This window comes from Streptomyces sp. NPDC046805, from assembly GCF_040645355.1.
In the GTDB taxonomy this organism is placed as follows: Bacteria; Actinomycetota; Actinomycetes; order Streptomycetales; family Streptomycetaceae; genus Streptomyces.
This window is the reverse complement of the sequence record NZ_JBEYYC010000015.1, coordinates 179,420-193,958: the sequence shown is the minus strand read 5'-3', so window position 1 is coordinate 193,958 and position 14,539 is coordinate 179,420. Positions and strand designations below refer to the sequence as shown.

General features: G+C 68.7%; 12 protein-coding genes, 2 rRNA genes and 1 riboswitch. Of the genes, 13 read left to right on the top strand and 1 reads right to left on the bottom strand.

The annotated features are described in order from the left end of the window. The 12 genes from ABZ910_RS18650 to ABZ910_RS18595 all read left to right on the top strand — a co-directional run. A 23S ribosomal RNA gene (locus tag ABZ910_RS18650) occupies positions 1–74 on the top strand; the annotation flags it as partial. A gap of 89 nt (positions 75–163) precedes the next feature. Continuing rightward, a 5S ribosomal RNA gene (rrf, locus tag ABZ910_RS18645) occupies positions 164–280 on the top strand. A 111-nt stretch (positions 281–391) separates the two neighbouring features. Beyond that, a complete protein-coding gene (locus ABZ910_RS18640; RefSeq protein WP_361365843.1) occupies positions 392–1,000 on the top strand; it encodes a CDP-alcohol phosphatidyltransferase family protein in 609 nt (202 codons plus the stop codon). A 114-nt stretch (positions 1,001–1,114) separates the two neighbouring features. After that, positions 1,115–3,610 (top strand): mannose-1-phosphate guanyltransferase, encoded by a 2,496-nt coding sequence (locus ABZ910_RS18635; RefSeq protein WP_361365840.1) that lies wholly within the window; start codon positions 1,115–1,117, stop codon positions 3,608–3,610. A gap of 167 nt (positions 3,611–3,777) precedes the next feature. Further along, entirely contained in the window at positions 3,778–4,617 is an 840-nt protein-coding gene (locus ABZ910_RS18630; protein ID WP_361365869.1) for a DUF881 domain-containing protein, read from the top strand. Beyond that, positions 4,614–4,946, top strand: coding sequence for a small basic family protein (locus ABZ910_RS18625; protein ID WP_003988855.1), 333 nt, complete (start codon positions 4,614–4,616; stop codon positions 4,944–4,946). The genes ABZ910_RS18630 and ABZ910_RS18625 overlap by 4 nt, the downstream gene beginning before the upstream one ends. A 5-nt stretch (positions 4,947–4,951) precedes the next feature. Then, positions 4,952–6,004: a DUF881 domain-containing protein gene (locus ABZ910_RS18620; RefSeq protein ID WP_361365837.1), complete on the top strand. Its 1,053-nt coding sequence runs from the start codon at positions 4,952–4,954 to the stop codon at positions 6,002–6,004. Positions 6,005–6,134: 130 nt separating this feature from the next. After that, positions 6,135–7,025, top strand: a complete 891-nt coding sequence (locus tag ABZ910_RS18615; protein WP_361365834.1) for an FHA domain-containing protein — start codon at positions 6,135–6,137, stop codon at positions 7,023–7,025. A 39-nt stretch (positions 7,026–7,064) separates the two neighbouring features. Then, entirely contained in the window at positions 7,065–7,802 is a 738-nt protein-coding gene (locus ABZ910_RS18610) for a MerR family transcriptional regulator (protein ID WP_361365831.1), read from the top strand. 86 nt (positions 7,803–7,888) lie between these two features. Continuing rightward, the gene (locus ABZ910_RS18605) at positions 7,889–8,362 is read left to right on the top strand and encodes a bifunctional nuclease family protein (RefSeq protein ID WP_026253112.1); all 474 of its coding nucleotides are present in this window, start codon (positions 7,889–7,891) and stop codon (positions 8,360–8,362) included. A gap of 259 nt (positions 8,363–8,621) precedes the next feature. Beyond that, on the top strand, positions 8,622–9,299 hold the full coding sequence (locus tag ABZ910_RS18600) for a MerR family transcriptional regulator (protein WP_361365829.1): 678 nt from the start codon (positions 8,622–8,624) through the stop codon (positions 9,297–9,299). A gap of 113 nt (positions 9,300–9,412) precedes the next feature. Further along, positions 9,413–10,897, top strand: a complete 1,485-nt coding sequence (locus ABZ910_RS18595; RefSeq protein WP_361365826.1) for a DNA polymerase IV — start codon at positions 9,413–9,415, stop codon at positions 10,895–10,897. On the opposite strand, the gene ABZ910_RS18590 is transcribed toward ABZ910_RS18595, so the two are convergent. Continuing rightward, positions 10,819–11,190, bottom strand: a complete 372-nt coding sequence (locus ABZ910_RS18590; RefSeq protein ID WP_361365823.1) for a PRC-barrel domain-containing protein — start codon at positions 11,188–11,190, stop codon at positions 10,819–10,821. The genes ABZ910_RS18595 and ABZ910_RS18590 overlap by 79 nt on opposite strands. A gap of 118 nt (positions 11,191–11,308) precedes the next feature. Then, a riboswitch (glycine riboswitch) is annotated at positions 11,309–11,404 on the top strand. Positions 11,405–11,578: 174 nt separating this feature from the next. Here ABZ910_RS18590 and gcvP point away from each other — a divergent pair. Continuing rightward, positions 11,579–14,464, top strand: a complete 2,886-nt coding sequence (gene gcvP, locus ABZ910_RS18585; RefSeq protein WP_361365821.1) for an aminomethyl-transferring glycine dehydrogenase — start codon at positions 11,579–11,581, stop codon at positions 14,462–14,464. Positions 14,465–14,539 lie beyond the last annotated feature (75 nt).

The window sequence follows — 14,539 nt, the reverse complement described above, 5'->3', positions numbered from 1 at the left end:
GGTTGATAGGCCAGATATGGAAGCCCGGTAACGGGTGGAGTTGACTGGTACTAATAGGCCGAGGGCTTGTCCTCAGTTGCTCGCGTCCACTGTGTTGGTTCTGAAACCACGAACAACCCCACGTTTGTCACAGAGCGTGGTGCGGTTGACAGTTTCATAGTGTTTCGGTGGTCATAGCGTGAGGGAAACGCCCGGTTACATTCCGAACCCGGAAGCTAAGCCTCACAGCGCCGATGGTACTGCAGGGGGGACCCTGTGGGAGAGTAGGACGCCGCCGAACTCCTTTTAGAGCTCTGGCTCTTGGGCATTACTGCCCAAGAGCCAGAGCTTTTTTTGCGTTGAGGTAAGGTCAGTGAGCATAGTTGGCTCGTTTCCCACAGGAGGCCCCCGGGTGGAGGTGCAGGAGACTCGTGTCCAGACGGACCGGGTCCTCACGATCCCGAACATTCTCAGCATGGCTCGTCTCGTTGGCGTGCCGCTCTTCCTGTGGTTGATCCTCAGGCCGGTGTTCGGGGGCCCCAAGAGCGACGGTTGGGCGCTGCTGGTGCTCGCGTTGAGCGGGATCAGCGACTACCTGGACGGCAAGCTCGCGCGACGCTGGAACCAGATCAGCAGCCTCGGCCGGCTCCTCGATCCGGCCGCTGACCGGTTGTACATTCTCTCGACCCTGGTCGGTCTCACCTGGCGCGAGATCCTGCCTGTCTGGTTGACGGCTGTACTGCTGGCGCGGGAGCTGCTCCTGCTGGTGATGGTGGGCATCCTCAGGCGGCATGGCTATCCTCCGCCGCAGGTGAACTTCCTGGGGAAGGCCGCGACCTTCAATCTCATGTACGCCTTCCCGCTCCTCCTGCTCAGTGACGGAAGCGGATGGATCGCGTCACTCGCTGCCATTTTCGGATGGGCGTTCGCCGGTTGGGGTACAACGCTGTACTGGTGGGCAGGACTGCTCTACGTGGTTCAAGTCCGCCGTCTGGTCCGTGCGGACGCCATGGCCGATTGAGCTCGGCGATTGCCCCTACGTAGCGGCTCGATGGCCCTCGACGGAAAAGTGCGGGACAATCTTGACGGGTGAAGTCGGCTAGACCGTCGTCTCTTGGAGGAGGACGCTTCCGACATGAAGGCCGTCGTGATGGCCGGTGGTGAAGGCACTCGCCTTCGCCCCATGACCTCGAGCATGCCCAAGCCGCTCCTGCCAGTGGTGAACCGCCCGATCATGGAGCATGTGCTGCGGTTGCTCAAAAGGCATGGGCTCACTGAGACCGTCGTAACCGTGCAGTTCTTGGCCTCGCTCGTCAAGAACTACTTCGGTGACGGCGAGGAGCTCGGTATGGAGCTCACGTATGCCAACGAGGAGAAGCCACTCGGTACCGCCGGAAGCGTCAAGAACGCCGAGGAGGCATTGAAGGACGATGCCTTCCTCGTCATCTCCGGTGATGCCCTGACCGACTTCGACCTCACCGAGCTGATCAATTTCCACAAGGAAAAGGGCGCGCTGGTCACGGTCTGTCTGACGCGTGTGCCCAATCCGCTGGAGTTCGGCATCACCATCGTCGACGAGGACGGCAAGGTCGAGCGTTTCCTCGAGAAGCCGACCTGGGGGCAGGTCTTCTCCGACACCGTGAACACGGGCATCTACGTCATGGAGCCCGAGGTCTTCGACTACGTGGACCCGGACGTACCCGTCGACTGGTCCGGCGACGTCTTTCCTCAGTTGATGAAGGAAGGCAAGCCGATCTACGGCTATGTCGCGGAGGGCTACTGGGAAGACGTCGGTACGCACGAGTCGTATGTGAAGGCTCAGGCCGATGTCCTCGAAGGCAAGGTCGATGTCGAGATCGACGGATTCGAGATATCGCCGGGCGTGTGGGTGGCGGAGGGTGCCGAGGTACATCCCGATGCCGTTCTCCGCGGGCCGCTCTACGTCGGCGACTACGCCAAGGTCGAGGCCGACGCCGAGATCCGGGAGTACTCCGTCGTCGGGTCCAACGTCGTCGTCAAGAGCGGTGCGTTCCTGGACAGGGCCGTCGTACACGACAACGTGTACATAGGACAGCACAGCAATCTGCGAGGCTGTGTGGTCGGTAAGAACACCGACATCATGCGCGCGGCTCGGATCGAGGACGGCGCCGTCATCGGTGACGAGTGTCTGATCGGCGAGGAATCGATCGTCCAGGGCAATGTGCGGGTCTATCCGTTCAAGACCATCGAGGCCGGCGCCTTCGTCAACACCTCGGTCATCTGGGAGTCCAGAGGGCAGGCGCACCTGTTCGGCGCCCGTGGGGTGACCGGCATCCTGAACGTGGAGATCACGCCCGAGCTCGCCGTGCGGTTGGCCGGCGCCTACGCGACCACCCTCAAGAAGGGTTCGACCGTCACCACGGCCCGCGACCACTCCCGTGGTGCCCGTGCGCTGAAGCGGGCGGTCATCTCCGCGCTGCAGGCCAGCGCCATCGACGTACGAGACCTGGAGAACGTACCGCTGCCCGTGGCTCGGCAGCAGACCGCGCGGGGCAGTGCCGGCGGGATCATGATCCGGACCTCCCCGGGCGTGCCTGACTCCGTCGACATCATGTTCTTCGACGGGCAGGGCGCCGACCTCTCGCAGGCGAGCCAGCGAAAGCTGGACCGGGTGTTCGCGCGGCAGGAGTACCGGCGCGCGTTCCCCGGGGAGATCGGCGACCTGTACTTCCCGTCCAGCGTCTACGACTCGTACGCCGGGTCGCTGCTGCGGAACGTCGACACGACCGGGATAGCCGAGTCGGGGCTCAGGGTGGTCGTGGACGCGTCCAACGGCAGTGCGGGGCTCGTCCTGCCCAGCCTGCTCGGAAAGCTCGGCGTGGACTCGCTGACCATCAATCCCGGTCTGGACGAGTCCAGGCCGACCGAGACGGCCGACATGCGGAGGTCGGGGCTGTTGCGCCTCGGCGAGATCGTGGCGTCGTCCAGGGCCGCCTTCGGTGTGCGGTTCGACCCGGTGGGTGAGCGGCTGTCCCTGGTGGACGAGAAGGGCCGCATCATCGAGGACGACCGGGCGCTGCTCGTGATGCTGGACCTGGTGGCGGCCGAGCGGCGCAGCGGACGGGTCGCGCTGCCGGTGACGACGACCAGGATCGCCGAGCAGGTCGCCGCCTATCACGGCACCCAGGTCGAGTGGACCACAACCTCTCCCGACGACCTCACGCGCGTGGGGCAGGAGGAAGGGACCATCTTCGGGGGCGACGGCAAGGGCGGATTCATCGTCCCGGAGTTCAGCAGCGTCTTCGACGGTACGGCCGCTTTCGTACGGCTGATCGGGCTGGTGGCGCGCACGCAGCTCACTCTGAGCCAGATCGACGCCCGGATCCCGCGGGCGCATGTCCTCAAGCGTGACCTGGCGACTCCCTGGGCGGTCAAGGGGCTTGTGATGCGCCGGGTCGTCGAGGCCGCCGGGGACCGTTTCGTGGACACGACGGACGGTGTGCGGGTCGTGGAGGCCGACGGTCGCTGGGTGATGGTGTTGCCCGACCCGGCCGAGGCGGTCACTCACCTGTGGGCGGAGGGGCCGGACGACGCCTCCGCACAGGCGTTGCTGGACGAATGGGCGGAGGTCGTGGACAGCGCCGGACGGTAAAACCCCCTGCACGCGCGCGTGCCGGACAAGTGCCCCCAAGGGGGCCTGTCCGGCACGTGACAGGGGCCGTTCGGAGCGACTGACGGCGACGTGCGACGATGTGCGACATGCCGCAGCAACCCCCCGTTTGGAGCACACCCTCGCGGCTCCCGCGCTTGGACGCCTCCATGTCGTTGATCACCAATGTCATGGATCACAGCCTGGATGACGGGTACGCCGAGGCCGCCCGGAAGAAGACCCAGGGCGAGGGCGGCATGCCGAAGACCCTCCGGGCGAAGCTCGGCCTGGCCTCCGGTCTGGTGCTCGCGGGGCTCGTCGTGACCGTCGGGGCGGCACAGGCGCGCGTGGCGGCCCCTGGAGTGGCCAAGGAGCGGCAGGAGCTCATCGACCGCATCGACCGCGAGACGGCGTCGGCGGATCGTCTGGAGGGCAGCGTCGACAAGCTGCGCAACGATGTCGGCGCCCGCCAGCGGGCGGCGCTGAAGAAGAGCGGCGGCAGCGAGCGGGCGGCGGATCTGGTGGGCGTCCTGTCCGGCGCGACGGCGGTGCACGGCCCCGGTGTGAAGCTCGTCGTGAACGACGCGAAGGAAGCCACCACGGGCGGCGACGGCACCAACCCCCGGGAGACCGCCGATTTCTCCGACAACGGCCGGGTACGCGACCGTGACATGCAGCGGGTCGTGAACGGGCTGTGGGCTTCGGGGGCCGAGGCCGTCTCCATCAACGGGCAACGGCTGACCGCCCTGTCGGCGATCAGGGCCGCGGGTGACGCGATACTGGTCGACAACAAGCCGCTGGTGCCGCCGTACACGGTGCTTGCGGTGGGGGACGGGGGCAGGTTGAGCACCAGGTTCCAGAACAGCGCCGACGGGCTGTATCTGCACGCCCTTGAGGACAACTACGGGATCCGGACCGCCATCTCCACGGAGAGCGACCTCCGGCTGCCCGCCGCACCGAGTGTGATCGTACGTACAGCACAACCGAGCACTGAGAAGGGCACATCGTGATCGCCGTACTGGGCCTCGTCGTGGGAGTCGTGGCCGGCCTGTTGGTCCGGCCTGAGGTTCCCGCGGTCGTCGAGCCGTATCTGCCGATCGCCGTCGTCGCGGCGCTCGACGCCGTCTTCGGCGGCCTGCGGGCCATGCTCGACGGCATATTCGACGACAAGGTCTTCGTGGTCTCGTTCCTGTCGAACGTCGTCGTGGCCGCCCTCATCGTGTTCCTGGGCGACAAGTTGGGCGTGGGGGCGCAACTGTCCACGGGCGTCGTGGTGGTGCTCGGTATCCGCATCTTCTCCAACGCCGCGGCGATCCGCCGGCACGTGTTCCGGGCGTGAGATCCATGAGCAACGAGGACGAGCGGCCGGAGAAAGAGCAGCCGGAGAACGAGCGGTACGAGAACGAGCAGCCGGGGAGCGAGCGACCGGAGAACGAGCGGTCGGAGAGCAAGCAGCCGGAGAACGAACGGTCGGAGACCAACCTGCGCAGGGAACTCCCTGCCGAGGTGCGCCCGTCGGCTCCCGAGGCCGAGCAGGATTCCGAGCGCGCGCCCGAGCGGAAGCCCGAGCACAAGCCCGACCACAGACAGCACAAGCCCGAGCACAAGCACGGGCACAAGGCAGAACCCGCGCCAGAGCCGACGCCGACGCCCACGGATGAGCCCGAGTCCGCGCTGACCGGCCGCCAGCGGCTGGCCAAGGGACTGTGGCCGCCGCGGGTCACCCGGGCCCAACTCATCGTCGCCCTGCTGCTGTTCGGCCTCGGATTCGGCCTGGCCGTGCAGGTGGCGTCGAACAGCGACAGCGACAGCGCGCTGCGCGGCGCCCGTCAGGAGGATCTTGTCCGTATCCTCGATGAACTCGACGACCGTACTCAGCGTCTTGAGGATGAGAAGCAGGGGCTCGAAAAGCAGAGTCAGGAGCTGAAGAGCAGCTCCGACCAGGCCGCCGAGGCCCGCAAGCAGACGGCCGAGAAGGAGAGGCAACTCGGCATTCTGGCGGGCACCGTGGCCGCTCAGGGGCCCGGCATCACCATGACGATCGACGACACGAAGGGGAGAGTCCGGGCGGACATGCTGCTCGACGCGATCCAGGAACTGCGCGCCGCCGGTGCGGAGGCGATCCAGGTGAACGGCGTACGGGTCGTCGCAGGTACGTACCTGACGGACTCGGGCCACAGCGTGAGCGTCGACGGGAACAAGATCAGGGCTCCCTATCGTTTCAAGGTCATCGGCAAGCCGCAGGACCTCGAACCGGCGCTCAACATCCCTGGAGGTGTGGTGCAGACTCTTGAGAAGGAGCAGGCCACCGTGACCGTCGACGGTTCTACCAAGATCGTCATTGAGGCCTTGCGACGGGCGAAGCAGCCTGACTACGCTCGATCGTCCTCGCAGTGAACCGGCGGTGCATGAGGGGCGTCCTGGAGGGGCATGAGGTTGCGGGGGGTCGGCGCACCGAAGAGGTGGTGCGTGGTGGAAACTGTCTGGTGGATACGGACGTTGTGAGGATGTCCGGGTCGGCCGGTGTATGGAATCAGGGTTCGTCCTGCCCCACGGGCGGGTCTGTTTCGGTCAAGGGGAATCGCCCGTGAAGTTGTTTGGGAAGTTGTTCGGCAAGAGCGCGCGAGAGGACGGCGACAACGCCACCGCTCGTCATGGCGCACAGCCCGACGCAGAGGGTCGGCGCCCGCTGTTCCGTGACGAGGTCGCTCGTCCGGGCGGTGGCATTTCGGGAGGTCAGGGCGCGCCGTCTGTTGACCCTGCCCAGTCCGGCGGCATAGGTTTCGGGCAACCGTCAACCTCAAGTGCGGGTGGAGGGTTTGGCTCCGACCCGTACGCGTCCAATGCCCCGGCGGGGCAGCCGCGGCAGGAGGATCCGTCCATGTCGGCCCTGGTGTGTACAAGGTGCGGCAACCGCAACGCGGAGAACGCCCGCTTCTGTTCCAACTGTGGTGCGCCGCTGCGTGCCGGTGCGGGCGCGGAGCGTCCGTCCGAGACGACGTCCACGATCTCCATCTCCGGGATCGAGGCCTACGACTCCGAGGTGACCGGCCAGACGGCGGCGCCGATGCTGTCCCCCGAGGCGCAGGCCGCCGTCGACGCGCTGCCGCTGGGCTCGGCGCTGCTGGTGGTCCGCCGCGGACCGAACTCCGGCAGCCGCTTCCTGCTGGACGGCGATCTGACCACGGCCGGGCGTCATCCGCAGAGCGACATCTTCCTGGACGACGTGACTGTCTCGCGAAGCCACGTGGAGTTCCGGCGTCACGAGGACGGCTCGTTCACCGTGGCCGACGTGGGCAGTCTGAACGGCACGTACGTCAACCGCGAGCGGATCGACCAGGTCGCTCTGTCGAACGGTGACGAGGTGCAGATCGGCAAGTACCGGCTGGTCTTCTACGCGAGCCGGCAGGGCATCTGACCCCCCGGACTCCGTCCGAGGGGACACCAGGGAAGGTCCATGCTTCAAACACCGAGCGGCGGTGCCGGGAACGGTACCGCCGCCAGGGACAGTGGGCTGATGAGTATCGGCACGGTGCTGAACGTGCTGCGCGGCGAGTTCCCCGAGGTCACCATCTCCAAGATCCGCTTCCTGGAGTCGGAGGGGCTCATCGAGCCGCAGCGAGCCCCCTCGGGGTATCGCAAGTTCAGCGCCGGCGACGTCGAGCGCCTCGGTCACGTCCTGAGGATGCAGCGGGACCACTATCTGCCGCTCAAGGTGATCCGCGAGCACCTCGACGCCGTGGAGCGCGGTGAGGCCGTACAGCTGCCGGCCGTGGGGCGTCAGCGCGACGGCCGGGCCGCCGCCGAGCCGCCGGAGGTGCCCACGGCGGCCCGGATCGGGCGGGAGGAGCTGCTGGCGGCCGCCGAGATCGAGGAGAGCGCCCTCGACGAGTGGGAGTCGTACGGGCTCATCGCTCCGCTGGAGAGCGGGGCGTACGACGCCGAGGCGGTCACCGTGGCCTCGCTCGTGACCGCGCTCGGGCGGTTCGGGATCGAACCGCGCCACCTTCGGGTGATGAAGGCGGCAGCGGACCGCGAGGCCGGGCTCGTCGACCAGGTGGTGGCCCCCCTGAAGCGCCACCGCAATCCGCAGACCAGGGCCCATGCCCAGGACCGTACGAAGGAACTGGCCGCCTTGACCGTCGAGCTCCACGCGGCCCTGGTGAAGACCGCGCTCGGCGTGCGCCTGCCCTGAACGGGACGGGTGTGACGGGGGCCGGATCGGCCACCCGTTCCCTGCCCGACTACCCAAACGTCCCGAGCACGGCCTAGGGTTGCTGTGTGAACGAGCTCGATGTCGTAGGTGTCCGGGTCGAAATGCCCTCCAACCAACCGATCGTGCTCCTGCGTGAAGTGGGAGGCGACCGGTACCTCCCCATCTGGATCGGCCCCGGGGAGGCGACGGCGATCGCCTTTGCCCAGCAGGGCATGGCCCCCGCACGACCGCTGACCCACGACCTCTTCAAGGACGTGCTGGAGGCCGTCGGGCAGGAGCTCACCGAGGTGCGCATCACAGACCTGCGTGAGGGCGTCTTCTACGCCGAGCTGGTGTTCGCCAGCGGGGTCGAGGTGAGTGCCCGTCCGTCCGATGCCATAGCGCTGGCCCTGCGCACCGGAACGCCGATCTACGGCAGTGACACGGTGCTCGACGACGCGGGCATCGCGATTCCGGATGAGCAAGAGGACGAGGTGGAGAAGTTCCGCGAGTTCCTCGACCAGATCTCGCCCGAGGACTTCGGCACCAGCAGTCAGTGAGACGCGCGGACGGCCCGGCGGACGAGAGGTCCGTGCCGGGTCGGTCCGGCCTGTGACGGAACGGAGTGCGGCAAATGCCAGCGGCCAGTGAGAGCGTCCTACGGCTCTCCACGAGAGCATTCGGCTAGCCTTTCCCCGCGGTGGGGCACGGAAAACCACTCCTAGGGTGATTATCACTCGGCGTGGCGAGTGTGGCGATCGTTGACGCACCCCTGGTGACTGCCTACCGTCGAGAAGCAGGTCAAGGACGGAGGTCGGCGTGAGAAGCAGCGGCGACGGTACGGGTGGGGGTGCCCCCGGTTTCGGGGAGAGCGGCCCGTACCCTCCCTCAAGCTCTCGGCTCCGCTCGAACGGGGGGTACGCCCATCCCGGCAGCGCGACCGATCACGCTCCGCAGCGGCCGACGGTCGTGCCGAGCAGCGGAGGGGATGCGTCCATGGCATCCGAACAGATCGGCTACCGCGGGCCCACGGCCTGCGCGGCGGCCGGCATCACCTACCGGCAGCTCGACTACTGGGCCCGCACGGGCCTCGTCGAGCCGAGTGTGCGGCCCGCCTACGGGTCGGGTACGCAGCGTCTGTACAGCTTCAGGGACGTCGTCGTCCTGAAGATCGTCAAGCGCTTCCTGGACACCGGGGTGTCCCTGCAGAACATCCGCACCGCCGTCCAGCATCTGCGCGAACGCGGCTTCAGCGATCTGGAGCGCATGACGCTGATGAGCGACGGCGCCACGGTCTACGAGTGCACCTCGCCCGACGAGGTCCACGCTTTGCTGCAGGGCGGCCAGGGCATCTTCGGGATCGCGGTGGGCGTGGTCTGGCGGGACGTGGAGAACGCGCTGTCCCAGTTGCACGGGGAGCGCATCGACACCGGGGAGACCCTCGTCGGGCGCAACCCCGCGGACGAGCTTGCGCGGCGCCGCAACCGGGCCGTCTGAGCAGTAGCCCTCCGGTGAACGTGAACAGCAGCCCTCCGGTGTGACGGGCCGCCGCGCGCGTGCCGTGTGCCGCGCGCGGGGCATTGTCAGTGGCGTGGTGCAGCATCGGAGTTGTGAGAAACGCGCCCACGATCCTGCATCTCGACATGGATGCCTTCTTCGCCTCGGTGGAGCAGGCGTCCAAGCCGAGCCTGCGTGGGAAGGCCGTCGTCGTGGGCGGACTCGGACCGCGCGGGGTGGTGGCCACCGCGTCGTACGAGGCCAGGGTCTTCGGAGTCCACTCGGCGATGCCCATGGCCCAGGCACGCCGGCTGGCGCCGAACGCCGCCTATCTCGTGCCCCGCTTCGGGGTCTACCGATCGATCAGCGAGCAGGTGATGGCGCTGCTGCGGGAGCTGTCGCCGCTGGTGGAGCCGCTGAGCCTGGACGAGGCGTTCGTGGATCTGGAGGCCGGGGGAGCGGCCCGGGACGAGGAGTCGGCCCGGCTGGCCGGAGTGCGGCTGCGCGCGGACATACGCGCCGTCACGGGGCTCACGGGCTCGGTGGGGCTCGCCGCGTCCAAGATGCTCGCTAAGATCGCCTCGGAGCAGGCCAAGCCCGACGGACTGGTGCTGATCGAGCCGGGCACCGAGCGGGCCCTGCTCGCGCCCATGTCGGTGCGGACGCTGCCGGGAGTGGGGCCGGCGACCGGCGACCATCTGCGGCGGGCCGGGATCACGACGGTCGGCGAACTCGCCGAGGCGGGCGAGGACGAGCTCGTACGGCTGCTGGGAAAGGCGCACGGGCACGCGTTGTACGCCATGGCGCAGGCGCACGACGAGCGGCCCGTGGTGGCCGAGCGCGAGGCCAAGTCGGTGTCGGTCGAGGACACGTACGACGTGGACATCCACGACCGGGTGCGTGTGGGGCTGGAGGTGCAGCGGCTCGCGGACCGCTGCGTGCGAAGACTGCGCGGGGCCGGGCTGTCCGGGCGGACCATCGTGCTCAAGGTGCGGCGGTACGACTTCTCGACGCTGACCCGGTCGGAGACGCTCCGTGGGCCCACGGACGATCCGGCGGTGGTGCGGGAGGCGGTCGCGCGGCTGCTGGACGCCGTGGACACGACGGGGGGAGTGCGCCTGCTGGGTGTGGGCGTCTCGGGACTCGCCGACTACACACAGGAGGACCTGTTCGCGCAGGCCGCGGGCGAGCGGGCGGACGTGGCAGCCGAGGAGGGCAAGGAAGGCGAGGCAGGCAGGGACGGCAGGGAGGCCGTGGTGGAACCCGTCGAGGAGCGGACGGGGAGCGTCGAGCGGCACTGGGCCGCCGGGCACGACGTGCGGCACAGCGCGTACGGGCACGGCTGGGTGCAGGGCAGCGGCTTGGGCCGTGTCACCGTGCGCTTCGAGACACCGGACTCGGCACCCGGGCGCGTACGGACTTTCCGCACAGCCGATCCGGAGCTCGAACCGGCGGATCCGCTGCCGTTGGTGTCGAGGACTCCGGAGGGGGCCGGGGGTGCGGAGGAAGTGCCGGGGCCTCAGACCTCGTCCGTGCCCGCGAGCTTGCCGAAGTCGTGGTCCGGGACGGAGGGAGGTGCGGCCACGTCGAGGCCGTAGTGGTGGTAGAGCTGGAGTTCCTGTTCCGGGGAGAGGTGGCGACCCACGCCGAAGTCGGGGGCGTCCTTGATGAGGGCCCGCTCGAAGGGGACGCGCAGGGCACCCTCGATCAGCTCGCTCGGTTCGAGGGGGACGAAGGCGTCCCGGGAGAAGAGGCCGGTCCGTATGGCCGCCCACTCGGGCACGCCGGTGGCGTCGTCGAGGTACACCTCGTCGATCGTGCCGATCTTGGTGCCATTGCGGTCGAACGCCTTGCGGCCGATCAGGTTGCGCGGATCGATGTCGGTCTGCACGGGCCCTCCTCTTGGTCGCAGGCGAACCATCCGTCAGCACTACGAAAGAGCACATTCGGCAACCCGGCCACTCGAAGCGGCCGGCGTTGAGCTCGCTGGTAGTCTGGCAAGCGGCTGCTGACCCCGTGCGGGAGAGTCCTCCGGGCATCGCCGGAGGCGCCGAAGGAGCAAATCCTCCCCGGAATCTCTCAGGCCCACGTACCGCACGGACGAGGTCACTCTGGAAAGCAGGGCGGGTGTCGACGGCTTCCGCTCTCACCGACGGTGAAAGCCGGAGCCCTCGGGCCCCCGGTGAAGCTCTCAGGTCGAGATGACAGAGGGGGAGGCCGTCGGGGTACCCGCGCCGGGGTGCCCCTCGAAGGTCGCGTCAGACCAGGAGGCCTCCGCAATGACCGCCCCTCGCATTCCGCTCACCGAGCTCGAACACGGCATTCCCTTCGAGCAGCGCCACATCGGACCCGACCAGGAGGCGCGGGCCAAGATGCTCGCGCAGGTCGGGTACGGGTCGCTCGACGAGCTCACCGCCGCCGCGGTTCCGGATGTGATCAAGAACGCCGACGCGCTGGACCTGCCGGGCGCGCGCACCGAGCCGGAGGTGCTCGCCGAGCTGCGCTCCCTCGCCGACCGCAACCAGGTCCTCGGCTCGATGATCGGCCTCGGGTACTACGGCACCTTCACGCCGCCCGTCATCCTGCGCAACGTCATGGAGAACCCGGCCTGGTACACGGCCTACACGCCGTACCAGCCTGAGATCTCGCAGGGCCGTCTGGAAGCCCTGCTGAACTTCCAGACGATGGTCGCCGAGCTCACCGGGCTGCCCACCTCCGGTGCCTCCCTCCTCGACGAGGGCACCGCGGCCGCCGAGGCCATGGCGCTGTCCCGGCGCATGGGCAAGAACAAGAAGGGCCTCTTCCTGGTCGACGCGGACGCGCTGCCGCAGACCGTCGCCGTCATCCAGACCCGCGCCGAACCGACCGGCGTCGAGGTCGTCGTCGCCGACCTCAGCGACGGCATCCCGGCCGAGCTCGCCGAGCGCGAGATCAACGGCGTGCTGATCCAGTACCCGGGCGCCTCCGGTGCCGTACGCGACATCAAGCCGGTCATCGACCGGGCGCACGAGCTCGGCGCGCTCGTCACCGTCGCCGCGGACCTGCTCGCGCTCACCCTGCTGACCTCGCCCGGCGAGCTGGGCGCGGACATCGCCGTCGGTACGACGCAGCGCTTCGGTGTGCCGATGGGCTTCGGCGGGCCACACGCCGGCTACATGGCCGTGCACGAGAAGTTCGCGCGCAGCCTGCCCGGCCGCCTCGTCGGCGTCTCCGTCGACGCCGACGGCAACAAGGCCTACCGCCTCGCTCTGCAGACCCGCGAGCAGCACATCCGCCGGGAGAAGGCGACCAGCAACATCTGCACCGCGCAGGTCCTGCTGGCCGTCATGGCCGGCATGTACGCCGTCTACCACGGCCCCGAGGGCCTCAAGGCCATTGCCCGGCGCACCCACCGCTACGCCACGATCCTGGCCGCCGGGCTCGCCAAGGGCGGCGTCGAGCTCGTCCACGGCGCCTACTTCGACACCCTGACCGTCAAGGCCGAGGGCCGGGCCGCCGAGATCGTCGCCGCAGCGCGTGAGGGCGGCGTCAACCTGCGCCTCGTCGACGCCGACCACGTGTCCGTCGCCTGCGACGAGACCACCGACCGGGCCGCGTTGGAGGCCGTCTGGGCCGCGTTCGGCGTCGAGGGCGACATCGAGGCGCTGGACGCCGTCACCGAGGACACCCTCCCGGACGCGCAGCTGCGCACCGACGACTACCTCGCCCACCCCGTCTTCCACCAGCACCGCTCCGAGACCGCGATGCTGCGCTACCTGCGCAGGCTGGCCGACCGCGACTACGCGCTCGACCGCGGCATGATCCCGCTGGGCTCCTGCACCATGAAGCTCAACGCGACCACGGAGATGGAGCCCGTCACCTGGTCCGAGTTCGGGCAGATGCACCCCTTCGCGCCCGCCGAGCAGGCCGAGGGCTACCTCACGCTCATCCGTGAGCTGGAGGAGCGGCTCGCCGAGGTCACCGGGTACGACAAGGTGTCGCTCCAGCCGAACGCCGGTTCCCAGGGCGAGTTCGCGGGTCTGCTCGCCGTGCGCGCCTACCACCGCGCCAACGGCGACGAGCAGCGCACCGTCTGCCTCATCCCGTCCTCCGCGCACGGCACCAACGCGGCCAGCGCCGTCATGGCGGGCATGAAGGTCGTCGTCGTGAAGACCGCCGAGGACGGCGAGATCGACGTCGAGGACCTGCGCGCCAAGATCGAGCAGTACCGCGACGAGCTCGCCGTGCTGATGATCACCTACCCGTCCACGCACGGTGTGTTCGAGGAGCACGTCGCCGACATCTGCGCCCAGGTGCACGAGGCCGGCGGTCAGGTCTACGTCGACGGCGCCAACCTCAACGCCCTGGTCGGCCTCGCCAAGCCGGGCCACTTCGGCGGCGACGTCTCCCACCTGAACCTGCACAAGACGTTCTGCATCCCGCACGGCGGCGGCGGTCCGGGCGTCGGCCCGGTGGCCGTACGGTCGCACCTGGCGCCGTACCTGCCGAACCACCGGCTGCAGCCGGAGGCCGGGCCGGAGACGGGTGTGGGACCGATCTCGGCCGCTCCCTGGGGCTCCGCGGGCATCCTGCCGATCTCCTGGGCGTACGTCCGTCTCATGGGCGGCGAGGGGCTGAAGCGGGCCACGCAGGTGGCCGTGCTCTCCGCCAACTACATCGCCAAGCGCCTGGAGCCGCACTACCCGGTGCTCTACACCGGCCCCGGCGGTCTGGTCGCGCACGAGTGCATCATCGACCTGCGCCCGCTGACCAAGGCGACCGGCGTGAGCGTCGACGACGTCGCCAAGCGGCTCATCGACCACGGCTTCCACGCGCCGACGATGTCCTTCCCGGTGGCCGGCACGCTGATGATCGAGCCGACCGAGTCCGAGGACCTGACCGAGCTGGACCGGTTCTGCGAGGCGATGATCGCCATCCGCGCGGAGATCGAGAAGGTCGGCTCCGGCGAGTGGCCCGCGGACGACAACCCGCTGCGGGGCGCCCCGCACACCGCGGCGGCGCTCGGCGGCGAGTGGGCGCACGCCTACAGCCGTGAGGAGGCCGTCTTCCCGGCCGGTGTCGCGGCCGCCGACAAGTACTGGCCGCCGGTGCGCCGTATCGACCAGGCCTTCGGCGACCGGAACCTGGTCTGTTCCTGCCCGCCGCCGGACGCGTACGAGGACTGAGCGCGCCCCGCATGACATGCCTGAGGGCTCCCACCCGGTCCGGGTGGGAGCCCTCAGGCGTCTCCGTATGTTCCC

Bases quoted from the DNA above. Each gene is read 5' to 3' on its own strand.
- ABZ910_RS18635 (WP_361365840.1), top strand. From the start codon at position 1,115: ATGAAGGCCGTCGTGATGGCCGGTGGTGAAGGCACTCGCCTTCGCCCC.
- ABZ910_RS18630 (WP_361365869.1), top strand. From the start codon at position 3,778: ATGTCGTTGATCACCAATGTCATGGATCACAGCCTGGATGACGGGTAC.
- ABZ910_RS18620 (WP_361365837.1), top strand. From the start codon at position 4,952: ATGAGCAACGAGGACGAGCGGCCGGAGAAAGAGCAGCCGGAGAACGAG.
- ABZ910_RS18615 (WP_361365834.1), top strand. From the start codon at position 6,135: ATGGAATCAGGGTTCGTCCTGCCCCACGGGCGGGTCTGTTTCGGTCAA.
- ABZ910_RS18610 (WP_361365831.1), top strand. From the start codon at position 7,065: ATGCTTCAAACACCGAGCGGCGGTGCCGGGAACGGTACCGCCGCCAGG.
- gcvP (WP_361365821.1), top strand. From the start codon at position 11,579: ATGACCGCCCCTCGCATTCCGCTCACCGAGCTCGAACACGGCATTCCC.